The sequence below is a fragment of the Kosakonia pseudosacchari genome, from assembly GCF_900184035.1.
GTDB lineage: Bacteria > Pseudomonadota > Gammaproteobacteria > Enterobacterales > Enterobacteriaceae > Kosakonia > Kosakonia pseudosacchari.
The window spans coordinates 67,792-91,134 of sequence record NZ_FXWP01000014.1 but is presented as its reverse complement, the minus strand read 5'-3'; the positions used below and the strand labels follow the sequence as shown (position 1 = coordinate 91,134).

General features: G+C 52.3%; 23 protein-coding genes. 9 read left to right on the top strand and 14 right to left on the bottom strand.

The features are described 5' to 3' along the window. From sctT to sctV, 8 genes are read right to left on the bottom strand one after another with little or no spacing between them, the layout of a single operon-like run. Positions 1 to 804: a type III secretion system export apparatus subunit SctT gene (sctT, locus tag BN2591_RS13590; RefSeq protein WP_086872283.1), complete on the bottom strand. Its 804-nt coding sequence runs from the start codon at positions 802 to 804 to the stop codon at positions 1 to 3. Beyond that, complete coding sequence (gene sctS, locus BN2591_RS13585) at positions 801 to 1,067, bottom strand: type III secretion system export apparatus subunit SctS (RefSeq protein ID WP_086872281.1); 267 nt, start codon at positions 1,065 to 1,067, stop codon at positions 801 to 803. Before sctS ends, sctT begins: the two co-directional genes overlap by 4 nt. A gap of 14 nt (positions 1,068 to 1,081) precedes the next feature. Beyond that, a complete protein-coding gene (gene sctR, locus BN2591_RS13580) occupies positions 1,082 to 1,735 on the bottom strand; it encodes a type III secretion system export apparatus subunit SctR (protein WP_086872277.1) in 654 nt (217 codons plus the stop codon). Continuing rightward, positions 1,735 to 2,769: a FliM/FliN family flagellar motor switch protein gene (locus BN2591_RS13575; protein WP_086872274.1), complete on the bottom strand. Its 1,035-nt coding sequence runs from the start codon at positions 2,767 to 2,769 to the stop codon at positions 1,735 to 1,737. Before BN2591_RS13575 ends, sctR begins: the two co-directional genes overlap by 1 nt. A 23-nt stretch (positions 2,770 to 2,792) precedes the next feature. Then, the gene (locus BN2591_RS13570; protein WP_231942982.1) at positions 2,793 to 3,245 is read right to left on the bottom strand and encodes a hypothetical protein; all 453 of its coding nucleotides are present in this window, start codon (positions 3,243 to 3,245) and stop codon (positions 2,793 to 2,795) included. After that, positions 3,235 to 4,611: a FliI/YscN family ATPase gene (locus tag BN2591_RS13565; RefSeq protein WP_425268954.1), complete on the bottom strand. Its 1,377-nt coding sequence runs from the start codon at positions 4,609 to 4,611 to the stop codon at positions 3,235 to 3,237. The genes BN2591_RS13570 and BN2591_RS13565 overlap by 11 nt, the downstream gene beginning before the upstream one ends. Beyond that, on the bottom strand, positions 4,605 to 5,507 hold the full coding sequence (locus tag BN2591_RS13560; protein WP_086872270.1) for an FHA domain-containing protein: 903 nt from the start codon (positions 5,505 to 5,507) through the stop codon (positions 4,605 to 4,607). The genes BN2591_RS13565 and BN2591_RS13560 overlap by 7 nt, the downstream gene beginning before the upstream one ends. Before the next feature lie 11 nt (positions 5,508 to 5,518). Then, positions 5,519 to 7,621, bottom strand: coding sequence for a type III secretion system export apparatus subunit SctV (sctV, locus tag BN2591_RS13555; protein WP_086872268.1), 2,103 nt, complete (start codon positions 7,619 to 7,621; stop codon positions 5,519 to 5,521). Between the two features lie 343 nt (positions 7,622 to 7,964). Here sctV and BN2591_RS13550 point away from each other — a divergent pair, with 343 nt between their 5' ends. From BN2591_RS13550 to BN2591_RS13525, 6 genes are read left to right on the top strand one after another with little or no spacing between them, the layout of a single operon-like run. Then, complete coding sequence (locus BN2591_RS13550) at positions 7,965 to 8,510, top strand: RNA polymerase sigma factor (protein ID WP_086872266.1); 546 nt, start codon at positions 7,965 to 7,967, stop codon at positions 8,508 to 8,510. Between the two features lie 3 nt (positions 8,511 to 8,513). Further along, on the top strand, positions 8,514 to 9,065 hold the full coding sequence (locus BN2591_RS13545) for a GNAT family N-acetyltransferase (protein ID WP_086872264.1): 552 nt from the start codon (positions 8,514 to 8,516) through the stop codon (positions 9,063 to 9,065). A 16-nt stretch (positions 9,066 to 9,081) separates the two neighbouring features. Then, on the top strand, positions 9,082 to 9,303 hold the full coding sequence (locus BN2591_RS13540) for a hypothetical protein (protein ID WP_086872262.1): 222 nt from the start codon (positions 9,082 to 9,084) through the stop codon (positions 9,301 to 9,303). Positions 9,304 to 9,320: 17 nt separating this feature from the next. After that, a complete protein-coding gene (locus BN2591_RS13535) occupies positions 9,321 to 11,270 on the top strand; it encodes a secretin N-terminal domain-containing protein (RefSeq protein ID WP_086872259.1) in 1,950 nt (649 codons plus the stop codon). 31 nt (positions 11,271 to 11,301) lie between these two features. Next, on the top strand, positions 11,302 to 13,413 hold the full coding sequence (locus BN2591_RS13530) for a hypothetical protein (protein ID WP_086872257.1): 2,112 nt from the start codon (positions 11,302 to 11,304) through the stop codon (positions 13,411 to 13,413). A gap of 51 nt (positions 13,414 to 13,464) precedes the next feature. Next, positions 13,465 to 15,654, top strand: a complete 2,190-nt coding sequence (locus tag BN2591_RS13525) for a hypothetical protein (RefSeq protein WP_086872255.1) — start codon at positions 13,465 to 13,467, stop codon at positions 15,652 to 15,654. A 46-nt stretch (positions 15,655 to 15,700) separates the two neighbouring features. On the opposite strand, the gene sctL is transcribed toward BN2591_RS13525, so the two are convergent. Genes sctL through BN2591_RS13500 form a run of 5 tightly spaced genes read right to left on the bottom strand, consistent with a single transcriptional unit; the run spans position 15,701 to position 18,485 of the window. Next, positions 15,701 to 16,333 (bottom strand): type III secretion system stator protein SctL, encoded by a 633-nt coding sequence (gene sctL / locus BN2591_RS13520; protein WP_086872253.1) that lies wholly within the window; start codon positions 16,331 to 16,333, stop codon positions 15,701 to 15,703. A gap of 13 nt (positions 16,334 to 16,346) precedes the next feature. Beyond that, positions 16,347 to 16,958, bottom strand: coding sequence for a hypothetical protein (locus BN2591_RS13515; protein ID WP_244173010.1), 612 nt, complete (start codon positions 16,956 to 16,958; stop codon positions 16,347 to 16,349). After that, the gene (gene sctJ / locus BN2591_RS13510; RefSeq protein ID WP_086872249.1) at positions 16,924 to 17,628 is read right to left on the bottom strand and encodes a type III secretion system inner membrane ring lipoprotein SctJ; all 705 of its coding nucleotides are present in this window, start codon (positions 17,626 to 17,628) and stop codon (positions 16,924 to 16,926) included. Before sctJ ends, BN2591_RS13515 begins: the two co-directional genes overlap by 35 nt. Before the next feature lie 14 nt (positions 17,629 to 17,642). Continuing rightward, positions 17,643 to 18,236, bottom strand: coding sequence for an EscI/YscI/HrpB family type III secretion system inner rod protein (locus BN2591_RS13505; protein WP_086872247.1), 594 nt, complete (start codon positions 18,234 to 18,236; stop codon positions 17,643 to 17,645). 42 nt (positions 18,237 to 18,278) lie between these two features. After that, a complete protein-coding gene (locus BN2591_RS13500) occupies positions 18,279 to 18,485 on the bottom strand; it encodes a type III secretion system major pilin HrpA (protein WP_025263787.1) in 207 nt (68 codons plus the stop codon). 193 nt (positions 18,486 to 18,678) lie between these two features. On the opposite strand from BN2591_RS13500, the gene BN2591_RS13495 reads away from it, so the two are divergent. After that, the gene (locus tag BN2591_RS13495) at positions 18,679 to 19,512 is read left to right on the top strand and encodes a DMT family transporter (protein WP_086872605.1); all 834 of its coding nucleotides are present in this window, start codon (positions 18,679 to 18,681) and stop codon (positions 19,510 to 19,512) included. A 177-nt stretch (positions 19,513 to 19,689) separates the two neighbouring features. Then, the gene (emrD, locus tag BN2591_RS13490) at positions 19,690 to 20,874 is read left to right on the top strand and encodes a multidrug efflux MFS transporter EmrD (protein WP_086872245.1); all 1,185 of its coding nucleotides are present in this window, start codon (positions 19,690 to 19,692) and stop codon (positions 20,872 to 20,874) included. Here emrD and BN2591_RS13485 read toward each other — a convergent pair. Continuing rightward, positions 20,777 to 21,865, bottom strand: a complete 1,089-nt coding sequence (locus BN2591_RS13485; protein ID WP_193821467.1) for a cellulase family glycosylhydrolase — start codon at positions 21,863 to 21,865, stop codon at positions 20,777 to 20,779. The two genes, emrD and BN2591_RS13485, sit on opposite strands and share 98 nt — an antisense overlap. Positions 21,866 to 22,026: 161 nt before the next feature. Between BN2591_RS13485 and dsdA the strand changes: the two genes are divergently transcribed. Further along, positions 22,027 to 23,343, top strand: a complete 1,317-nt coding sequence (dsdA, locus tag BN2591_RS13480) for a D-serine ammonia-lyase (RefSeq protein ID WP_086872241.1) — start codon at positions 22,027 to 22,029, stop codon at positions 23,341 to 23,343.

The following is a 23,343-nucleotide window of genomic DNA, read 5'->3' as shown; positions in this document are numbered from 1 at the left end:
TTAATTCGCTTTCAGACTAAGTGTGGAAGAAATCATCGGGACGACGCGCTCAGGCTGCAATAATTGCTGCTCAGCAAGATGCAGTAATGTCGGGATATAAACCACCAGGAAGGATAAACCGATAATAATTTTTAACGGGATGGTAACGGTGGTGACCTGCATTTTCGGGCTGTAAAGGCTCAGGATCGCCACGCTAAACTCGATCATTAGCATCAGCACAGCAAAAGGCGCGCTGTAAATAACAATAAACGAGAATATTTCTGCGAGAAAAGCTAACCACTGTTTAAAGGTTACCGCAGTGTCCGTGAAGAAAATTTTATCGATTGGCCAGAAGGTGTAGCTACGCCAGAGAATATCAATAAGGTAAGCGAAACCGTGAAACTGAATAAAAATCAGCAAAAAAATACTTTTAAAGACATAACCAAAAAATGATCCACTGTTGCTTATCGACGGGTTAATTTGCTCCCCCATTTGTCCGCCACTCTGATTATCAAACAGAACCCCGACGCTTTCGAATAACCAGAAAGGCACAACCAACAGAAAGCCTAAAAAAATACCCAGCAGCGACTCTTTTATCATCATGATAATAAACATGACGCCTTTGATATTGCCAACATCGGGTTGCGCATAAAATGTAGTAGCGGGAATAAAAGTAAACACCAGGGCGATACTGTAGAGCACCGCACCTCTAATCTCCTTAAAAGAAAACGCAATAATAATCGCCATGCAGGGATAAATACGCGCACAGGCACTCACCAGTGCCATTAACGCCTCACCTAACCAGTCGAATGAGACCAGGGTCATTGCCAGGCTCTTATTTGGCTGATTAAGTCAAAACAGTTAATACTTAACTGCACTGTTTTTTGCAGCATCCAGTGGCCAACAAAAGCCAGCACGGCGCCAACAGCAACCATTTTTACCGCAAAAGGTAATGTTGCGTCCTGTAATTGCATAACCGATTGCAGCAGCGCAATGATAATACCCACCACCACCGCGGTCACGACAGGAGGAACCGATATTTGCATCGCCAGCACTAATCCCTGCTTGAGCAGTTCAACAATGTCCATATTTATTCTCATCGCTAAAGGTAGCTGTAAAATAACCCTTCGAGTAAACGGCTCCACCCTTCAATCAACACAAAAAGCAGTAATTTAAGCGGGATAGCAATAAACATGGGTGCTACCATTTGCATTCCCAGTGCCATAAGCACTGTCGAGACAACAAGGTCTATCACTAAAAAGGGAATGTAAATTAAAAAACCAATTTTAAAACCGGACTGTAATTCCGAAAGGACAAATGCACTTAATATCAGCGCAGGGTTATCGCGCGTTATGGGATTATTGGCCTGATCTTTCCAGAGTTTTTTTGCCGCCTCGGTTAAACGAATATGCGTTTGGGCATCAATATTGCGCTGCAAAAAGTTTTGCAGCGGCGCAATGACTGTCGGATAGTGAGTATAAATCGCGGCGACATCTATTTTGTCCGGTGAAATTTGTCGCACGCGCTGGGTCATCTCATTAAATACCGGCCCCATAATAAACAGCGTTGCGGCAAGCGAGATGCTGTAGATCACCATGTTGCCAGGCACCTGCTGTATGCCCAACGCGTTGCGAACAATCAGCAAGACAACGGAAATTTTAAGAAACGAGGTGGAGATAATCATCAGCAAGGGCAACAACGTCAGCGCCGCGATAAACAGCGCCAGCGCCGCGGGATTGAGCTGCTGAATATCCATCAGAAATGCTCCATGCGGGTAATTTGCAGCCCCAGCACGCCTTCAACATCCACCAAAGTACCTTGCGCCAACGGGCGCTCGCCATAATAAATGGCCGCCTGACCGGGGGTAAAATCCGTGAATGTCAGTATCGAACCCGCCCGCAGCGACTGCAGCGCGTCGAGCGTTAACGTTAGCGTTCCGGCACGCAGCGTTATCCGTAGGGGGACAGATGAAAGATCCGGCATTTCATGAGGTTGTGACGGGATCTCGCGCGGCAAAGACACCGGGGGAAGCGTCGCGTCCGGGTGCGGAAATGCCGTATCAACAGGGGTGAATTCCATTTCAATCTCCTTATGGGAAACAATCGTAAAGCTATGCGCCAGCGGGGCGCATTGTTGTAAAGAGAAGCACTGTGCGCCGATTTGCAGTTGCCCTGATCCTGCCGGGTTAAAGAGCCGGTTTTCTGGCAGCACAATATCGCCAACGCGCAGTTGCCGTAACGCGGCTGCCGCAAGCTCCGTTGAGGCCAGGATCAACGGGAAAGAGAGTAAAAAATGCTTATTTTGCCGCGTCGGAGAAAAGTGCCACGATGAATGCTGAAGCAGACGAATTAATGTTAACGGCGACAGCACCATTAACCCTCTTTCATATTGCTCGCTGTTTTTTATTTCAACCCGGCAGTAGATTTCCGCCTCATGGCTTTCCTCAGCAGGCTGTAAGTAACCCAGCACATTTTTAATTTCCTGACTGAGCGCGGCGTTATAGACATCCCAATACCATTGTGCCGGGGAACTATTATTTTCGGCTAATAACGGACAAAGCGATAACAGGTTCAGCAAAGGCTCCGCATTATAAAGGCGTAATTTACCGTATTGACTGGCAAAACAGATCGGTTTATTTGGCAGTCGTTCTCCCGCCTGCAACGGAAAGAGACGTAACTGCCCTTGCTGACCATCACATTGAAAATTCAATATCGGTTGTCGATCCAGATATTGCCGGGCAATGACCTCATCTTTACTGACAGGAGGAAATAACAGCGCAGTTTTATTCATCAATAATGACTCGTTGCCCAACACTAAATGGCATGCAGATGTTCAAGGATAAAACGAAACTTTTCCTGCCGTTTTCTTTTCCCGACAACCAACTGAAAATGCGCAGCGACCTTATCGCACTGGCGCAGATAATCTGTTTCTTGCTGCTTAATTCGCAATATGGCGTCCTGCTGTTGTTGCACCATTCCCTGTTCTTTTTCAAGCCATTTTCGCATATCCATTAACGATAACACGCGCTGTGTATTTTTATCGTTCATCGCGGAAAAATATTCACGATTAAATTGAGAAATGTGTTGTGAATGCCTATTAAGCGCGTCGAGTTGTTGCGCCATTTTTACCTTTTCTCGCTGTTGTTTTAACCACGCCAATTCTGTTTTTACCGTCCGGTAATGATAAAGCGATAATAACTGGCGCAGTAGCATAGTTAATCTTAACGATTCATCTGCGCTGTTTTCATTCTCTTCGTTATAAAACACCTTGCGGACCCGGCGCATTTTCCACGACCTCACGTAATCGATTTAAGGTTATTTCAGGCGCGCGCGGCGCGCGTAATGATTGTTTGAGAATATTATCCAGTGCCGGTTTAACCGCAACCGCGTAATCGGTAAAGGGATCGCTGCCGGTCTGGTATTCTCCAAGGCGAATTAACATTTCGACATCGGCATAGGCCGTCATTAATTGCCTTATATGTGTGGCAATAGTTTGCTGTTCAGTTCCCGTAATAGCATTCATGACCCGGCTCAGGCTGGCAGCCACATCAATGGCCGGATAAAGCCCCTGTTCGGCCAGTTTGCGCGAAAGGATAATATGCCCGTCCACTAAAGAGCGCACTTCATCGGCAATAGGGTCTTGCATCGAATCTTGTTCAACCAGCACCGAATACAGCGCGGTGATGGTGCCTTGCCGGGTACGCCCACTGCGTTCAACCAGCCGCGAGAGCAAGTTGTAAACCGAAGGAGGAAAGCCATTGCGCCCCGGCGGTTCACCATTAGCAAGCCCGATTTCACGTTGTGCGCGGGCAAGACGTGTCAGTGAATCAACAATTAATAATGTGGATTCCCCTTGCTGGCGAAACCCTTCGGCGATGGCGGTGGCAGTAAACGCAGCGCGCACACGCTCCATGCTGCTGCGATCCGAGGTGGCACAAACCAGCACCGTGCGCTGGCGTAGCGCTTCATCAAGCTCCCTGTCCATAAACTCACGCAGCTCGCGCCCGCGTTCACCCGTCAGGCAAAACACGATAGTGTCGCAAGGGATGTTTCGCGCCAGCTCCGCCAGTAGCGTTGTTTTACCGCATCCCGCCCCGGCAAATATCCCCGCCCGCTGGCCTGCGCCCAGCGTCAGCAAACCGTCGATACTGCTTAGCCCGGTGTAGAGCGGCGTCTCAATACACAGGCGATCGGTCGCCAGCGTGACGTTATGCATCACCGGTACAGATCGCGCGGTTAAGGTGTCGACAAAAGCGGCCTGACCCTGCCCATCAAGGGCACGACCAAACCCATCAAACACCCCGCCTTTCAGTGCTGGCGAAACCTGAATAGTGTGGGGCAAACCTAAAGGGTAAACCTCTGCGCCAGGCTTAATTCCCTCCAGCGTATCCAGTGCGGCAAGCGAAACCTCTTGCGAATCAAAGCCAATCACTTCAGCCATAATCGGCTCGCCTGACGTGCGCGGCAAAAGGCATAAGTCGCCTAAGCGCGCGCCCGGAAGATGACACTGTAAAACAATGCCGCTAATCCCTGTCACCGAGCCGATAACGTTTACCGGCTCTGCCTGCTCAAGCTGACTCTGTGTGGCCTGCTGCCAGCGAGCAAGTTCCTCTTGCCAGCCGCCGCTCACCAGGGTACCTCGAACCGCGTTTCGCCCTGAAAAATCAGCTTTTCTTCGTTTATGCCGAGAAGTTTAATGCCATTGATCTCGTCATTGATAAACACCCGCTGGCCTTTGTCGGTCACGATATACGGGGATTCACCCTTTACAACCAGGGCAATGCGAAAAGGCAGCGGTGGCGGCGGCTGGACACTCTCCACGGAGATTTGCGCAGCGCTTTGGTAACGCTGCGCAAAATGTTGCAGTAGCGCCTGCGTTTCAGCCTGCACCTTATCATCGCCGACCAGATGCAAAATGACGTCGTCACTGTCGGTTATCTCCAGATCGACGCGCTGCCCTAAACCGGCCTGCTGAAGCAGTGACGCCAGGATTTCGCGGGTTTGCGCGGCGGATTCAAGGAATGTTTTCTGCGGCTTCGGCTCCGGCACTGAAATAGCCGTTGGCCGCTCGTCGTTGCCGGAAAAACCGCCCAACCCGAACGCGCCTATCGCGAGGATAAGACAAACCGCAGCCACGGCTTTATTCAGCCGACGACGCGGTTTTTCAGCCGCTGGCGCATGTGAACTCGCCTGGCTATCTGCCTGCACCGCGGGAGCGTGTTCCGTTTCCCACGGCGCGTCTGACGGCGCGACGCATAACCAAATTCCCGCCAGCGAGAATGGCGTACCGGATTCGAGGTTATCGATGTGTTCAACCCGACGCCCCTCATTCGTCAGCACCGCGCCTTGCAGGGCTGCCACCTGCCAGCCGTTATCCGTCGCGCGTAGCTGGCAATGGTTTTGCGCAATCGCCGCGTCGTATAACACCATGTCCGCATCAGGTGCTGATCCAATTAACCACTGTGTACCGGTCAAGGGTAACAGTGCGCCGCTATTCAGGCCGCTAAGCACTCTCAGTTCATAGAGCATGATATTTTCCCTCAATCTGCTGCAGGTTCTGCGAGTTCGTGGGTTTCTGCGTCAAGATCGATACGCCCCTCAATCTGCACGTTTATCGATGGAATAAGCTCCGAAAAGGCGAGCACCGGAACAGGCGTGGACGACTCCCGTAGCAGACCGGAAAGCGGGGCACGCAACTCAGGTTCGACGAGCAGCACACAAGGGGTCTCTTCATCGGTGGGAAAACACTGCGCTAAACGGGAAAGTAACGCCTCATGCATCACCGAAGAGAGCGTCATCGGCTGCGCGCCCGCCGCGTTCACTGCCTGGCGGAACACCGCTTCCGTGGCGGGTGCCAGTAACCAGCTATTCAGCGTTTCATTTTGGCTGTACTGGTAACAAATCTGCTCTCTCAGCGCGTGACGAACCTGCTCGGTTAATACCATCAGGTTGGATTCATGACGGCTATGCTTAATCAATGTTTCGGCAATCAGGCGCAGTGGTCGCAGGGTGACATGTTCCGCAGCCAGCCGCTGCAAAACGGCAGAAAACCACGCGATGGGTAAACATCTTTCGAGTTCATCGGCCAGTTCAGGCTGCTCGCTTCGTAGCCAGTCAATCAGCGCTTTGCTCTCCTGTAAGCCGACAAATTTCCATCCCGTTGACAGGATGGTCCGCTGCATCCTCGCGAGGATCAGATCGCCTGATGTGCGCTTTTCGTCCTCGTACTGAGATAAGCGCTGATCGTCCACAGCAAACCAACGCAAACCTTGCTCTTCGCGCGCTGCAAGCCCCGGTGTACCGTCACCTTCAGTAACCAGCCCGGCATTAACGGCGCGCTTGTCCGGGTCATATGTTGCGCGAATAACCGGCACTTCATAGACGCAGAAACGAAATTCATCGGGCGCCAGCTGCTCATTGCCCTCAAGCTCGAAAGAGGGCAGCGTGAGGCCATATTCAAAAACAGTGTCGTTGCGCAAGGCATACATGCGCTGGAGCAGGTGTTCAAACTCCGGCTGTTGCTGATGCTGTGGGTGGAATTGCATCAGGTAGGGGCGCAGCGGGAAAAAGCGGCGAACATTTTCATAACCCATTAATTCGGCTGAATGAGCTTGCTCAGTGCCGACAGTTGCGGGAGCAGGCTGTCCGGCCATTTCCAGCCTGTGCTTTTCCTGCCGGGTAAGCAGGAAGGCTAAGGTCAGACACAGCAAACTCAAGGTGGTGAAAAGCATCGCTGGCATGCCTGGCACCACCGCAAACAGCGCCATAATGATTCCGCAATAGATCCAGGCTTTGGGATGACGCGTTAATTGCCAGATAATCTCACCGCCAATATTGACGCTGGAGGCCGCGTTATCGGAATTGACGCGCGTAATAATAATGCCCGCCGCGAGCGAGATTAGCAGCGCCGGGATCTGCGCCACCAGGCCATCACCAATGCTCAAAATCGAGTAGATATGCATGGCGTCGGCGGTGGGCATGCCGTGCTGCAAAATGCCAACGGAAAAACCGCCGATCAAGTTAATAAAAACGATGATAATCCCGGAAATAGCGTCACCTTTGACGAATTTCATCGCGCCGTCCATGGCACCAAAAAGCTGGCTCTCTTTCGTCAGTTGCTCGCGGCGAACCCTCGCGTCCGCCGTATCAATCAGCCCCGAGCGCAAATCGCTATCAATGGCCATCTGCTTACCTGGCATCGCATCCAGATTAAAACGCGCGGAAACCTCCGCAACGCGTTCCGCGCCTTTCGTAATGACCAGAAAGTTAACAAGGGTCAGGATCAAAAAGATGACCAACCCCACAGCGAGGTTGCCGCCTGCGACAAAGTTGCCAAACGTTTCAACAACATGACCGGCATCATGCTGCAATAAAATCATGCGCGTCGTGGCGACGGAAAGCGCGAGACGGAACATGGTGGTCAGCAGTAAAACTGCCGGAAACGTCGAAAATGCCAGCGGGTGTGACATAAATAACGCCTGAATGGCCAGCAACGTGGCGATACAGATATTCAGTGACAAAGCCGTATCAATAATAAAAACCGGCAACGGTAAAACCATCATAAAGACAATCGTCATAACGATAACCGCGCCAATGAGTTCAGTCTGGTTAACCATTCGAACGGCCAGTTTCGTGAAAAACATTCTCATGAACACCACGTATATTGATAGTTATTGGGCAGGCACACGTTATTTTCATCCTCTCTCTTATTTGGCTACCGCCCCGGAAAGTGCTTTTTCAAAGTAAATGTCGAGATGTGTTTATTAGTGAGCACAAAGGTTAAATATGTGCAAAAGAAAATGCCTAAAAAAGCACGCTACTTGTTATCAACAAAATAAACCATAGCCGCAGGCGGCATTCAGATTAAGCACCCTTCCACCTGGCCGGGCATATTTCGCACATTCTTCTCATCAACCAGGCAGATTTGCATTTTATTGCCACTCATAAATGAACAAGGAATACATCGATAAGAGAAAGGGATTTTTTATGGGGAAGTTACCCATCAGTGTTAATACTGAATCAGTGCGTAAAAGTGCATTCGATATAGATGAGTTAGTCGCAAACACCACGACCAGACTCAGAAAATTTATCAGCCGTCGTGTTTACAATCAAAGTGATGTAGATGACCTTGTACAAATGACTTACCTTGAAGCGTTTCGCAATCAGCATAAGTTTATTGGTGCGTCCAGTAAAGAAACCTGGTTATTTGGTATTGCTTCTAACTTAGTACGCAATCATTTTAAAAAGACATTTAGTAAACCTGAAATGGTGGCGCTGGAGGATGTCAATTTTTTAATTTCCGATCAGATATTCAACCCTGATTATATCAACGAACATAAAATACAGCTTTCTGAAACCATTGCCATGGTCGATAAATTGCCGCTCAAAATGCAAAGCGTCATTTATCATATTATGGATTCAGACACCAGTTATCACGACGCCGCCGAGCAATTAGGCATTCCCATTGGAACAATACGTTCCAGGCTCTCCAGAGTGCGAAAAATACTGAAAAATAATCAGGAAGAAGGGTAACTAATGGAAATGAAATTAAATGAGCGAATCTTAAAACGGCTGCCTCGTGGGCTCAGGGTTGCGCAAAAAAGCGATATTGAAGCCATGACCATGATTTTTAATGAGACAGCGAATACCGGCGCGAATTCTCCGGTAACAAGGCCGATCACTGTTAAAGAACTGGGGTTTTATATCGAGCTGTATCAACAAGACAAATTGCCGGTATATGTGCTGGAACGCGAAGGGGAAATTATCGCGTGGCTATCAGTTAACCGCTTTAGCTGGGGAACGTTAGCTTGCCGGCAGACCGGAGAAATCGCCTTATATGTGCGCGCGGATCGCTGCGGCAGCGGCCTTGGCGTTCATCTAGGGCTGGCGGCGCTGTTGCTCGGTCGTGAATATGGCTTTGAAACCCTGGTCGCCTGGATTATGTCGTCTAACCTTGCCAGCCAACGAATTGCCAAATATCTCGGCGGAGAGCAATGGGCTTTTTTACCCAGAATTGCCCGTTTCGGTGAACAACGCGCCAGCGTCATGCTGTTTGGTTTCAGGCCGGATCTGCGTCTTTATAAATAAACCAGGGATAATTGAAATGCTAAAAATGGATTCTGTGCGTAGTCAGTTAGACAGTAAATTTAAACAAGCCAGCAGTGATTTTCAGACCGCTGCAAAAAATATGAATGGCATGTCAATGGGCGACTGGCTGATGTTTCACCAGCATATGAAACAATATTCTTCAGCCACCTGGGCGGCAAACCAGGAAGTGACGCTCAATCACAATCTGGCTCGATCAATTATTAACGATGGCCGATAAACTAACAGGTGACATGTATGAAATTATACTGGCGTATTTTTTATTCGCCTGTTTCGCATTGCGCCAGATTATCTAAACGATGCGCAACGCTAGCCCTGATATTATTAACAGTTTTTATACATCAACACGCCGTGGCGGCTGTGCCCGCCCTATTAAACAGTGGTGAATTCTCTTACCAAAACACACCTGCACCGCTAAATAAAGTGCTGGAAGATTTTGCTCATGTCTTTTCGCTACGTTTGGTTATAGACCCAAAAATTGCGGCAGAGGTAAAAAATAAACTACGCGCGACGACGGCGCAGCAGTTTCTTGAACGCCTGGCGCTTGAATATAATCTTCAGTGGTTTGTTTTCGAGGATAAATTATACGTCAGCAGCAAAACGGATCAGCAATCGCTAAAGATTAAAGTGTCTGATGAGTCGATTGATAGCCTTAAAAAGGCCTTAACGGATATTGGCCTGCTGGATAAGCGATTTGGCTGGGGAGAATTGCCGGAGAGTGCTGAAATATTGGTAAGCGGGCCAACCGAATATGTCAACCTGATAAAAATGTTTGCCGAGCAGCCTGATACCAGTAAAAACAAAGAGGGCGCTTTTGAAACCATGTTCTTTCCTTTACGTTTCGCGGAAGCGGCCGATATCCGGGTTGAATATCAAAATGAACAGATCACCATTCCGGGCGTCGGAACAATATTATCGCAGCTATTAGATACCAAAAAATCAGCGCCCCAACTGCAGCGGTACAATTATCCAGGGGCGCTTGATCTCAGTGATGACAAAAACCCGTTGACTAACCGATTAGGCGCGTCATTTTCAGCGCTGGCGGATCGCGTTTCACTGGCGCCTGCACTGCCCGCGTCGACCGATGACAAGCCGAAAATCGTGGTCAGTACACGCAGCAATGCCATCCTCATTCAGGATAATCCGGCCAAAAGGAGTGAGTATGCGCAGCTTATTGAAAAGCTCGATGTTCCACTGAGATCGGTGGCCATCGACATCCTGGTTATCGACATGGATAACCGCCAGATCCTCAATACCGGCATGCCGGAAAAACGGTTAAGCCGCAGAGGCAGCGTTTACGAAGCGGTTATTAACGGCAACAAATCTGTGCTTAACGCACAGGAGATGAAAAAATTTCAGGCTGAAATTCAAAAGATTGTCGAACAAGGCGGCGCGTCTTTAACCGCTCGCCCCTCACTGATCACGATGGAGAATTTTCCCGCAGTCTTTAATTTTAGCCATCAAAACCGACAAGCGGAAAAAGATGAGCCGCTCTCTGCTGCGTCCAACGGTACGGTATTGCAAATCACACCCCGCGTTATCGCCAGCGATAAACAGGAAGCGTTACAGATTAAAATTAATATGTATAACAAAGGGACAACGCCAGCGCCGGAAGATAACAATAAGACGGGTAATCTCAGCACGCTGGTCACGGTCGATGAGGGTGATTCTTTAATTATTGGCGGTTTATCTGTACATGAAAAAAAACATACCGGCGTTAACTTGCGGGAAAGTGACAATCGGCAGCGGTTTATTATCATCACGCCGAAAATCATCCAAAAAGAGGCCAACAAAGAAAAAAGCAGGGTAATAAAAACCGCCTCAGAATATGGCAGTTCGTTTTCTAAAAAAATGTATAAGCAGATCTTCGAGGATATCACCAGGCTATCCAGCGGCACGATTTCACCCGGTTCATCGCCCGCTATCGATGATATAACCATCGAGGACGTCTGCGATATTAACTGGCCACTTACCGTTCTGGCTGGAAACGTTAAATCACTGGCAACGCAGGAATATACCCTCTCTTCATCATTAATAAAAAACGCGGGGCAGCAGCCGGTTTTATTTCATGATGCCGATTGTGATAACGATGAAAATCTCATGATCGTTCCTTACCCCAACGCGCCTATATCACCCGGCGCTTATATCGAAGTTTATATAGCCAGAAAGACCGAAACAGAGAAATAAACGCGTTCAAAGATCGTGAAGGAGCCCTGCGATGAAAATAAACCCATTACCACCTACCATTATTAGTACGTCGGTAGAAAACGGACAAAATCCGGTAATTGAGAAAAGAAATCGCCGTGAAATTCCTACCGGCTCGTTATATACCGGCCCGCAAAATAATAACGACGACCGCCCTGTCCGCCCGGATGCCCGCTCGCTGGTGTTTACTCCCGACTCACGTGGTGAAGGCTATCCCTCCATTGAGAAACAGATTGCCGGGCAGATGATCCGCCTGTGCGAAGGGCAGACCAGCGAATCCGGCTTTACCGCCTCCTACGGCGCGCCTTACGAGGCGCGAAAATCCCTCCTCGCTTACGGCCTTGCGGCGGCGGGCATTCACGATCCGGCCGGCCTGCCCGATGGCGGGCGCACACAAACGGCAGCACTGCTGGATAAAGTCCGCGAGCAGTATGCCGCCTCCCCACAGGCGCACTATGACGCGCAGGGCAACACGCGCACGCCTTCCTTGCTGGTGGCGGCGGCGCGGGATTTTTTCGACCAGCAGATCAATACCGGCGCGCAGTACAAAACCAATACCTACGACGACGTTCCGGGGCTCGAAGGCAAGGCGCTGGCGCAGTACAGCGATCGCGATAAGGTGCAGTCGCTGCGCCATTTTGCCGGGCAACCGCTGCGCACCGAGCAGAATGAACCCACCAACGCTGAGCTGGTGATGAAAGATATCGGCGCGCTGCTGGTGCTTGACGGCATTGCCGCAGAAGCGGGGGCGATGGCGGAGTTTTTCACTGAAAAAGCGGTGACCACGGAAGGCCGGAGCGCGCTGGCTACGCTGCGCAACGCCCCTGAGCAGGCGGCTGCCGGGGAAGCCGGTGTGACGATGGCCGGCGCAACCGGTACAGAGATGGCAGTGGCCAGTGAAGCCCGGGCAGCAACAGCCGGAGCCGCCAGGGGCGCACTGGCAGGGGAAACCACCGCGGCAGAGATCGCAGCGGCCGGAGAAACCGGAGCGACAATAGTAAACCGGCTGCGCCCGTCGCTGGCGGGCGATATCAGCCAGTACGCCGTGAAGGATGGCGAGGCGCTACTGAAGGAGAGCCGCGCCAGCATCGGGGGGATTCATCAGGTGAAGGACGCGGCCGGAAATGACCGTTGGCTGCTGCGCTACCGCGAGGGAACTGGTGAAAGCAAGGTGTACGAAGTCGGGCAGGATTTTCGGCCAAGCGAAGGCCGGGCGCGCATTATCGACCCGCAGACCCGCCAGTCGGTACTGACGGTGCAGTCGGGCAATGGCGAGTGGCAGCGCAGCGCATTGCCCGGTGGGGTCAAACTGCGTACCAATACCGAACCGCAAACCAGCCTTACTGCGTCAGCCGGAACCTCCGGCGGCAGTGCGCTTACTTCTGCGCGCCCGGAAAAATTTTCACCGGTCAGCGAAGAGCTTCGCGAGTTATATATGAGGCCTGATGAGGGGCAATTCCGGGCCAGGACGCCAAAAGAGAAAGCGGCCGATGAAAAAACACTTCTGCATTTGAATTCGATAAAAAACAGGCAAGAGTCAAGTATTCTTGCGGAATATATTGAAGGAGGCGATGGAACTTATCGCACGATAAATAATCATCTGCGGCATATTAGCCCCTCCGCCGAAGGGGAAACACTGGCAACGGAATTAAAAGCAGCCGTAGCAAAACTGAATGATTATGACGCACCCGCATATCGGGCGGCGACCGTTCCCGCAGGTACGTACGGTAATAAAATAAAAGTCAACGATGTGGTGACGGACGCAGGATTTATGTCCGCGTCCGCATTACCACAGAATTCAATAAACTGGCTTGAAACCTGGACTGGACAATTTGAAAAGCAATCTACCGACAAAGTACTTTTTATTTTAGACCGCACAACGCCAAAAAAAATGGCGGCCGGAGGCATGCTGCCAGACCATATTTTAGTTAACCCCAACACGCCTTTAAAAGTTAAAGAAATTCACGCCCTCGAAGGTAATGCATCACGTGATCCCATAACCATTGTCAGATTGAAAGATGCAGAACACCCTTTCAGGCATGATATTAAGAATATTTTTTCCGGAAATATTGAGTTACCCGCCGTCGACGTGCCATTCCTGAAAAAATTAGGTATGCGTCATTAATTTGACGACCTGTAGTACGACATCTTTTTTATTTGTGCAAAAGAGGTGGTTATGAAAATCGATCCTGTATCAATTCCTGTTTTTCCCCAGCCAATAATCCGCGAGGAAACTTCCGCCAAAAACAAACGCGAAATCCCCACCGGCTCGTTATATACCGGGCCAGGAAATAATAATGATGACCGTGTCGTGCGCCCTGATGTTCGCACCCTGCGTTTTACCGCCGATGCACGCGGTGAGGGTTACCCGACGCTGGAAAAACAGATTGCCGGGCAGATGATCCGCCAGCGCGAAGGCCAGAGCAGTGAATCCGGTTTTACCGCCTCCTATGGCGCGCCTTACGAGGCGCGAAAATCCCTCCTCGCTTACGGCCTTGCGGCGGCGGGCATTCACGATCCGGCTGATCTGCCCGCCGACTGGTACAAACAGCCCCGGGCACTGGCGGATTTGCAGGATAGCGTTCGCGGGCAGTATGCCGCCAGCGCCAGGACGCATTTTGATGCGCAGGGCAACGCGCGGGAACCGACACTGCTGGTGGCGGCGGCGCGGGATTTTTTCGACCAGCAAATCAACACCGGCGCGCAGTATAAAACCAACACCCAGGACGCTGTTCCGGGTCTGGAAGGCAAGGCGCTGGCGCACTACAGCGACCAGGATAAGGTGCAGGCGCTGCGCCATTTTGTCGGAGAGCCGCTGCGTACCGAACAGAATGAACCGTCGAACGCTGAGCTGTTTATGAAGGATATCGGCACGCTGCTGGTGCTGGACGGTCTGGCCGCCGACGCCGGTGCGATGGCAGAACTCTTCAGCGAGGAAGCTCTGACCAGCGAAGGCGCAGCGCTTGCCGGAATGCGCAGCGCCCCGGAAGAAATTCTGACGGAAGAAGCCGGGACGGAAGCGGGTATCGCGACGGAGGTGAACCGCCTACGCCCTTCGCTGGCGGGTGATATTCGCCAGTACGCGTTGCAGGATGGCGAGGCGCTGCTGAAAGAGAGCCGGGCTGGCGCGGGCGGGATTCACCAGGTGAAAGACGCCGCCGGGAATGACCGCTGGCTGCTGCGTTACCGTGGCGCAGAAGGGGAAAGCCAGGTGTACGAAGTCAGCCCGGATTTCCGCGCCGCCGAAGGCCGGGCGCGCATTATCGATCCAGCGACACGCAAACCGGTGCTCACGGTGGAATCCGCCGGCGGCGAGTGGCAGCGCAGCGGGTTGCCGGGCGGGATCAACCCCCAATTTTTAAACGCGCCTGCTCAGCAAATGTATGGCAACCCGCGCGCCGGGCTGGCTGAAGCGCGCCGTGATGCCGCACTTTCCCGCCCGACGCCGATGGATGTCGATTCGCAACCCGGCTCCTCAACGTCCGGCAGCGTATCGCCAGCCGATCGCCCGCTTGATTTAAGCCTGTCGCGATCGCTGCCGGATTCGCGCGCCTCCTCCCCGGTGACACTGGAAAGCAGCCTGCCGCCAACGCCCGCGACACCGGTATTCGACGCGACGGCAAGCCGTTCGGCATCACCGGCGTCGCCCTTCTCACCCGCGCTTTCAGAAGAGGTGTCCACAACAGGCCTACCCCGCACGCCCGGCGCTTCACTGTTTGGGGAGGAGAGCAAAAGCCCCTCGCTTGTCGGCGCTTCGCCTGCGCGAAGCACTGAGTCCCCCATTTCGGGTTTGAGTTCACGAAGCAGCTCCCCCGCGTCGGTGGTGACGTCCGGAGCGGAACACTCTCCTTATGCCGACAACGGGATTACGATTAACCCATGGGCACCGACTATCCAGTTGCCTTCGGGAAGCTATCTCAATGACCGGGGTTACATTGAGCGAGCTGATTTTACAAAGTTGTACCGGGTGGAGAAGAGTGATCGCGTGGCGCGGCGCGGCGATCCGCAAGAGGTAGGCTTTCGTGACGGGAATTACTTTGCCGGGGTAGAGAAAATGATGTCCGGCCCGGTGGTGTTTGTTGCGCGCACGCGGGAAGGCGCGGAGCGCTTCGGCCGGGGCGAGTTTGGCGGCGTTTTCCACCTTTATGAAATTGACGCCAAAGGGATTCCCGGTGTCTCACTGCGGGAAAACGTTGAGCATAATGAGCACTATATGGAGCTGGCGAATACCACGCCGCCCGGCTATATCGCCGGGCTGCGTGAAAAGAACCGTCTGGAAAGATTTGGCGATTACGCCTGGTCATTCGATGAGGTTCATCTGGCCAATAACCTGGTGACGCCGGATAAAATCACCAAAATTTACTAACCTTGATGTGCCTGGCAGAGCCATTACTCGTGCGGTAATGGCTCTTTTATTTCATAGCGTTATCCATCTGCGGATCGTCTGGCGGAACACCCGCGTTGATAGCCGCGATAAAACTCTCACTGAATGTCTGCCAACTCAGGGTAAAACTGCCGTGAGTGCTTTTCAGACACACCTCATCTTTGGCCTGCTGACTATCGCTTACCAGCGACCAGCGCAGATCGGCATGTTGTGCTAAATAGTCCGCAGCTTGCGCATATTGCCGGGGATTAACGAGTAACCGTGCTGCGCTGCTTGTTTCTGTGTGCTTTTTCAATTGGTTAAGTAAGGCTTCGAGGCGGGCTCTGGCAGGCTTTTTGGCAAACGCGAGTTCCAGGGCCTGCGCCAGCAACGCTTTTGCAGCGTCGACGATACACCGGCGCATCTCTTCACGTTCTTTTTCCCAGTCATCAAGGATAACCCGTGCCTGCGCCCACAGCGCTGTCGATACCTCTTCATAGGCCTGTTGACGAAGCTGTTCTGCGGCGAGTTGCGCCTGTTTTATTACCTCCCTCGCGCGAAGATGCGCGTTATCAATTACCGCGTCGGACAAGCAAAAGTTGCCGACATCCTCTTTGCGGATCACCGGTTGTCGCACCAGCGAAATACCGGCGAGCGGGCTGATTTTATGCATTGTCAGCATGGCTGTTTTCCCGTTAGCGTTCGCGCTGCATCCAGGCGATAACCGCCATCCACAGCGCGGAAAGTTTTTGTGGCGCAAGGGTGATAGCGGCCTGGTGTTCGACCACTTCAACGTTCTCTTTTGGCAAAGAAAAGCGCATTCGCGACCAGACAGGCTCGCCAACCCAGCCACGAAGCAAGATGATTCCGGTAATTTCCGGATCGGAGGAGAGAGGTGGCATCCATAGCCCTGGTTTTAACCCCATAGCCAACCGGCGACACCATTGCTGAGCATCTGGAGACAAAAAATGATAGACCGATGATGGACCAGCCACGCAGACACAAAAAAGGGCTTCAAATAATAAAACGCGCTGGTGTTGTAATAGCTCAATGACGTTAATAAACGCCTCTGTGGGTTCAGGAATCGCCGTAGGTTTGACACCAAAAAGGTTATCAATCCAGAGCCTTTGGTGTGTTTCAGCATAAGTGATAACCGCGTGGATAAGGTGCAACTCTTCCGGCAATGGCCAACTGTGATGACGTTTATGGCGCCAGCCATTGCGCCACCAGTGAATCCATCGCAGCATGAAAATCCCTTTAATGAAATTGATGTCATTTTTTCTGTATAAAGAAATAAAGCGACGCAAGTAAGCAGAGACCACCCAGAAAATACAATATCATGGTGTTTGGCTTTCTATTTTCCGGCGCAACACCTTGCGCTTTATATTCTTCTGCGGGGATAAAAGAAATAGACAATTTTTTATCATCGGCATCCACCATTCCCGGAATACTGCTGAGCGCCATTCGCCTGATAACGGGCTGTAATTTTTCCACACGAATATCCCGGTTATATTTAATAAATACCGCTGCTGAGGCGGGTTGTATTGGCTCGCCCGCTGAGATACGTTCCGGCAGAACAATATGAACCCTTGCCATAATAACGCCATCGATTTGCGATAACGTAAACTCAAGTTCCTGAGATAAGGCGTAAATATACCGCACGCGTTCTTCAAGCGGTGACGAAATCATCCCTTCCTTACGAAAAACATCTCCCAGGCTAACATAGCTCTGGGAGGGCAATCCTGCGGAATGTAATATTTTCACAGCTTCAGGAAGATCGGACATGGCTATCGAAACGGAATAACCCGTTTTATCCGAACGCTTTGCGGCCTCAATACCTTTGTCCTTGAGTTCTGCAACGATGGCGTTAGCCGCTGGCTCAGCAAGCCCCTGATATAACGCCAGTTCACCCTGGCACCCGGAGAGGAAGATGACCAGTAATAACAAGGTGATGGCGTTAATTGCTCTTATTAACATAATGGGTTTTATCGTTATTGCAGGTTGGTCATTCGCTCCACGCTGCTGGTCATTTTACTGATCATTTTCGAGACAAACTGGTTATTTAAATAATAGTTCGACATCGACCGGTTGGCTTTCAGTACATCAAAAGGATCATTGCTCCCGGAAGCCGCTTTTAAATCCCGCCCCGCCTGCCTGGAGAGCTTTTCTAACATATCAGATAACTGGCGCAGGATAGATTTCGTATCGGTAATGCAATCATTTCGGTCATTGCCCGGCCGGTGGTGATTATTTGAACCGGAACAGCTATTCCCGTTATTGCCTGGTCGATTGCAACTATTCCAGTTATTATCAGGGCGGTTGCAACCATCCCAGTTATTATTTGGCTTATGGCAGTTGTTGCTGGGTTTATTGCAGTTATTCCAGTCATTGTTTGGCTTGTTGCAATGATTCCAGTCGTTATCGGGTTTATGACAGTTTTTGCCATCGTCTGGTTTACAGCAGGTATTATTATTTTCAGGCGGTTTAGGGGTGGAACCGCAGCGCGTTAACACATTATTGTTTTGCTGAAAAACAACCTGTGGGTTGCTTACCATATTTAAAGCTGCTCTGGTAATAAAACACATAGAATACTCCTTTATCGCACAGTGCTATTTTATTAACGCCATTCAATATTGAATGGCTTTACCCGCCTGCTGCATTGAGTTTTGCGCTTTTGTCGACGAATCGATTAACGAACTGGTAATACCGTTAACGGTATCGGTGATCATTTTGGCTGACTGCGCCTGGGCGTTCATCATGGTTGTCGCGGCGGAAACCATATCCAGTTGTCCCATGGACGCTAAAGACGCGCCCATTGAAGCTCCTCCGGCCATAACGTTTTCTCCTTATTGATGAGTAGTGACTTGGGGTTGCTACGATCTATTGGTGGCGCTTTTTTATAAAACCGTTCACTTTTCGCGAGACGTTTTTAAATGCTTAACGCACCGTTTGCGCGGGTCTGGTTAACTGGCTTCCTTTGCGCTCATCATGTTACATTTTGGTGACATTCCACCCATTTCTGCCGCCATGACCATTTCCGTATTTTGTATTCTGCTGTTCGCCGCGCTGCTGCATGCCAGCTGGAACGCGATTGTGAAAGCGGGCAGCGACAAGCTCTATTCGGCCATTGCCGTCAGTGGTTTCGCCGCATTAATCGCGCTGATTTTACTGCCTTTTTCTCCGCAACCGACGCTCGCCAGCGCGCCTTATCTCATTGCCAGTTGCGCTTTGCAGGTGATCTACACGCTGCTGGTCGCCAAAACCTACCAGGTGGCGGATATGAGCCAGACCTACCCGCTGATGCGCGGCACCGCGCCGCTGCTGGTAGCGATAATCAGCGTGTTGTGGCTTGGCGATTCGCTCTCCAGCATGGCCTGGGGCGGGATTGCGGTGATCTGTCTGTCGATTCTCGGTATGGCGTTCAATGGTCGCAGCCAGTCGCGTAAAGGCATCTGGCTGGCGTTACTCAACTCCTGCTTTATCGCCGGTTATACGCTGGTGGATGGCACCGGCGTGCGCCTTGCTGGTTCGGCGCTCGGCTACACATTGTGGACATTCTTTATGAATGGCTTCTGCCTGCTGGTGTGGGCGATGCTGGCGCGTCGACAAGAAGTGACCCGCTATCTGGTGGCAAACTGGAAAAAAGGGTTGCCCGGCGGTATCGGCACGATGGGCTCCTATGGACTGGCGTTGTGGGCAATGACACAAGCGCCGCTGGCGGTGGTCGCGGCACTGCGTGAAACCTCGATTCTTTTCGGCGCGCTACTGGCTTTTTTGTTGCTCAATGAGAAAGTCGCCGGACTGCGAATCATCGCTGCCTGCGGTATTGCCGTCGGGGCAATTTTACTGCGTCTTGCATAAGACAAACTGGCAACAAAAGTTGCCGAAAATTGTTTACAAAACCTGCCTGGCGCAGCATCGCCTTTGCTGTGCCGCATAGTGGTTCTGTCATCTGTCTGTGATAGATTCCTCCCGCATAAAGGCTTAATTGCAGCCATATATTCTTTAATTCCCCACTTTCTTAAAGTAATCATCGAGATGAAAAGGCAAAGAAACGTCAATTTGCTGTTGATGCTGGTGCTTCTGGTCGCCGTCGGACAAATGGCGCAAACCATTTATATTCCGGCTATTGCCGATATGGCGCGCGATTTAAACGTGCGTGAAGGCGCGGTACAGAGCGTGATGGCGGCTTATCTGCTGACTTATGGCGCCTCGCAGCTGTTTTACGGCCCACTGGCGGACAGAATTGGGCGCAGGCCGGTGATCCTCGCCGGGATGACCATTTTTATGCTGGCGACGCTGATTGCTATCTCCACGCACAGCCTGACGGTGCTCATTCTGGCCAGCGCCTTGCAGGGCATTGGTACCGGCGTCGGCGGCGTGATGGCGCGAACCCTGCCGCGTGACCTTTATGCGGGTACGGAGCTGCGCCACGCCAACAGCCTGCTGAATATGGGGATTCTGGTCAGCCCGTTACTGGCTCCGCTGATTGGTGGCGTGCTGAACACGCTGGTGAACTGGCGCGCCTGTTTTATTTTCCTGCTGGCACTCTGTGCGTTTGTCACTTACAGCATGGCGCGCTGGATGCCGGAAACCCGCCCAACGGACGCGCCGCGTATCCGGCTTATCGCCAGCTATAAAACGCTGTTCGGTAACGGCGCGTTTAACTGCTATCTGCTGATGTTGATTGGCGGTCTGGCAGGGATTGCGGTGTTTGAAGCCTGTTCCGGCGTATTGATGGGCGGCGTTCTTGGCCTCAACAGCATGACGGTCAGCGTACTGTTTATCCTGCCGATTCCGGCGGCGTTTTTCGGCGCATGGTTTGCCGGACGGCAGAATAAGCGCTTCACCACGCTGATGTGGCAGTCGGTGATTAGCTGTTTGGCGGCCGGTATTCTGATGTGGATCCCCGGTTTGCTGGGCGTGATGAACATCTGGACGCTGGTGGTTCCCGCCGCGCTATTCTTCTTTGGTGCCGGGATGCTGTTCCCGCTGGCAACCAGCGGTGCGATGGAGCCGTTCCCGTTTCTCGCCGGAACGGCAGGGGCGCTGGTCGGTGGCTTGCAGAATATCGGCTCCGGCGGGCTGGCGTGGCTTTCGTCACAACTGCCGCAGACCAGCCAGTTTAGCCTTGGGATGCTGATGACGCTGGCCGGGCTTTTGATCCTGCTGTGCTGGCTGCCGCTGGCGTCGCGTTTTGCTCGCCACGAACCGGCGATTTAACCTCATGATGGCCCGACTTCGCGTCGGGCTTGCAGCAATCTGGCGCGATCATCACCTTCAGCAACGGCTCCGGCGCGGGCCGCCATGCACCCTCTTCACCGTCATAAAATTGCGTATCGGTGTTAATCGCGTAAGGGATTTTCACCTTGTTCAGCTCGCAAGCCATAAAACGGGCAAACGCCAGTTGCGACTCGGTTGGCGTGCTTTTCATTGATTCCCCAACGGCCCAACCGCCAACCCAACTGCTATGCCCCGTTTTCTGCTGCCAGCGCACGGCGGTGTTGATTCGCGCGCGAATGGCGGCTTTTTCCGCCGTTGTGCCGGAGGTCCATGGGTATTTGCCGTTCGCTTTTAGCGGCCCCCAGGGAAAGATGTGCCATTCTGCGAGCAGGAAATTCTGGCTATGCGGCGGCAGCTTCAGCGAAGGCAGATCTTCAGGGGCGGCACGCATCCGTGGTGCGATAAAAATCATGCGTTGCGGATCAATATCATGCAGCGTTCTGACAACGTTTTCATAGGCGCGATTTAACGCAGACAGGTCGTGGTTAAGTTTATCGGCCGGTTCATAAATCACGTCAAAACCGAGCGTCGGGTGGTCGGTGCCAAAAAAGGTGCCGACGGTTTTCCACCACACCACCAGTTGCGCTTCGTTTTTCGCGTCGGGATCGGCTTTGAAGCTATCCGCCTGGTAAGCGATAATCGGGATCACGCCATACTTTTCGCAGGCTTCCACCAGTTTACGCAAGTGGATCAGGCGTGCTTCGGTCATGTTATCGGCAACGCGAATACGCACATGGCGGATGCCCGCATCGTAGAAATCACGCACCACCAGCGGGTCAAACTCACGAATTCCCCGGTCGGTACGCGCCCAGTCGACATCCATCCCCACGCCCAACTGCTGCGCGTAATGCGCCGCTGTCAGCGGAGTATCAGCGGCAAACGCAGAGGTTCCCGCCAGCAGCATAGCAACAGCAATCAGTGGCTTTAACACAGTTAACCTTGTGAAAATTGGGGGCGAATACATGTATTTAGCATGCTTTACGCCACAACGTGTAGCGGCAAAACGTAATAAATTCTCACCACGTCTGCACACTTGCACCGACGGCGTATTCCTGTTTTCTTTAACCATCCGCTTTCGATGATGAAGAACCGATGAAAAACGCCGACCTCCAGAAACTCATCCAACACGACACGCTAGTACAAAGCCTTATCGACCTGCACGAAACATGCTGGTTTAACCCTAATACTACCTCGGTTGCCGAGGCTTTGCCGCATGTTGGTCTGACACCGCAAGATGTTAGCGATGCGCATGCCCGCCTGGCGCGCTTTGCGCCTTTTATCGCGCAGGCATTTCCGGAAACCGCGGCCAGCGGCGGCATCATTGAATCCGACGTGGTGCCGATCCCGGCAATGCAGCGCCGCCTGGGACAAACCATCACTGGTGAGCTGTGGCTGAAAAAAGACAGCCACTTGCCGATTTCCGGTTCAATTAAAGCGCGCGGCGGCATTTATGAAGTGCTGACCCACGCGGAAAAACTGGCCTTCGCCGCCGGGCTGTTGACGCCGCAAGACGATTACAGCCGCTTGCTCTCGCCAGAATTCACCCGTTTTTTTAGCCAGTACAGTATCGCCGTCGGTTCGACTGGTAATCTCGGGTTGTCGATTGGCATTATCAGTGCGCGCCTCGGTTTTCGCGTAACGGTACATATGTCTGCCGATGCCCGCGCCTGGAAAAAAGCGCTGCTGCGCAGCCACGGAGTGAACGTGGTGGAGTATGCCGAAGATTACGGTGTCGCCGTTGAGCAAGGGCGCCGCGCGGCGCAAGCGGACGAGAACTGCTTTTTTATTGATGATGAAAACTCCCGCACGCTGTTCCTCGGGTATGCCGTCGCCGGGCAGCGGCTAAAAGATCAGTTTGCCCGCATCGGCAAAGCGGTCGATAAAGACCATCCGCTGTTTGTCTATCTTCCCTGCGGCGTTGGCGGCGGCCCTGGCGGCGTGGCGTTCGGCCTGAAGCTGGCGTTTGGTGATGATGTGCATTGTATTTTTGCCGAACCGACGCATTCGCCGTGCATGCTGCTTGGCGTGTACACCGGTCTGCATGATGGCATTGCGGTGCAGGATTTAGGCATCGATAACCAGACCGCCGCCGATGGGCTGGCCGTTGGTCGCGCGTCGGGTTTTGTTGGCCGCGCGATGGAACGCCTGCTGGACGGCTTTTACACCGTCGATGACCAGACGCTTTATCACCTGCTGGGATTACTGGCGCAGGAAGAGAACATTTTGCTGGAACCGTCGGCGCTGGCAGGCATGTCGGGACCGAAACAGATCAGTGAAGCGCGCGATTACCATCAGCTTCACGGCTTTAGCCAGGCGCAACTGGCCCAGGCCACCCATCTGGTGTGGGCGACGGGTGGCGGTATGGTTCCGGCAGAAGAGATGGCGCAGTACCTGGCGAACGCGCGCTGA

What these genes read in the sequence shown, in the direction of transcription:
- sctR (WP_086872277.1), bottom strand. Translation starts at nt 1,735, where the DNA reads ATGGATATTCAGCAGCTCAATCCCGCGGCGCTGGCGCTGTTTATCGCG.
- BN2591_RS13575 (WP_086872274.1), bottom strand. Translation starts at nt 2,769, where the DNA reads ATGAATAAAACTGCGCTGTTATTTCCTCCTGTCAGTAAAGATGAGGTC.
- BN2591_RS13560 (WP_086872270.1), bottom strand. Translation starts at nt 5,507, where the DNA reads ATGCTCTATGAACTGAGAGTGCTTAGCGGCCTGAATAGCGGCGCACTG.
- BN2591_RS13495 (WP_086872605.1), top strand. Translation starts at nt 18,679, where the DNA reads ATGACCATTTCCGTATTTTGTATTCTGCTGTTCGCCGCGCTGCTGCAT.
- sctJ (WP_086872249.1), bottom strand. Translation starts at nt 17,628, where the DNA reads ATGTTAATAAGAGCAATTAACGCCATCACCTTGTTATTACTGGTCATC.
- sctL (WP_086872253.1), bottom strand. Translation starts at nt 16,333, where the DNA reads ATGCTGACAATGCATAAAATCAGCCCGCTCGCCGGTATTTCGCTGGTG.
- BN2591_RS13505 (WP_086872247.1), bottom strand. Translation starts at nt 18,236, where the DNA reads ATGTGTTTTATTACCAGAGCAGCTTTAAATATGGTAAGCAACCCACAG.
- dsdA (WP_086872241.1), top strand. Translation starts at nt 22,027, where the DNA reads ATGAAAAACGCCGACCTCCAGAAACTCATCCAACACGACACGCTAGTA.
- BN2591_RS13550 (WP_086872266.1), top strand. Translation starts at nt 7,965, where the DNA reads ATGGGGAAGTTACCCATCAGTGTTAATACTGAATCAGTGCGTAAAAGT.
- BN2591_RS13530 (WP_086872257.1), top strand. Translation starts at nt 11,302, where the DNA reads ATGAAAATAAACCCATTACCACCTACCATTATTAGTACGTCGGTAGAA.
- emrD (WP_086872245.1), top strand. Translation starts at nt 19,690, where the DNA reads ATGAAAAGGCAAAGAAACGTCAATTTGCTGTTGATGCTGGTGCTTCTG.
- sctS (WP_086872281.1), bottom strand. Translation starts at nt 1,067, where the DNA reads ATGGACATTGTTGAACTGCTCAAGCAGGGATTAGTGCTGGCGATGCAA.
- BN2591_RS13525 (WP_086872255.1), top strand. Translation starts at nt 13,465, where the DNA reads ATGAAAATCGATCCTGTATCAATTCCTGTTTTTCCCCAGCCAATAATC.
- BN2591_RS13540 (WP_086872262.1), top strand. Translation starts at nt 9,082, where the DNA reads ATGCTAAAAATGGATTCTGTGCGTAGTCAGTTAGACAGTAAATTTAAA.
- BN2591_RS13535 (WP_086872259.1), top strand. Translation starts at nt 9,321, where the DNA reads ATGAAATTATACTGGCGTATTTTTTATTCGCCTGTTTCGCATTGCGCC.
- BN2591_RS13545 (WP_086872264.1), top strand. Translation starts at nt 8,514, where the DNA reads ATGGAAATGAAATTAAATGAGCGAATCTTAAAACGGCTGCCTCGTGGG.
- BN2591_RS13500 (WP_025263787.1), bottom strand. Translation starts at nt 18,485, where the DNA reads ATGGCCGGAGGAGCTTCAATGGGCGCGTCTTTAGCGTCCATGGGACAA.
- sctT (WP_086872283.1), bottom strand. Translation starts at nt 804, where the DNA reads ATGACCCTGGTCTCATTCGACTGGTTAGGTGAGGCGTTAATGGCACTG.
- sctV (WP_086872268.1), bottom strand. Translation starts at nt 7,621, where the DNA reads ATGTTTTTCACGAAACTGGCCGTTCGAATGGTTAACCAGACTGAACTC.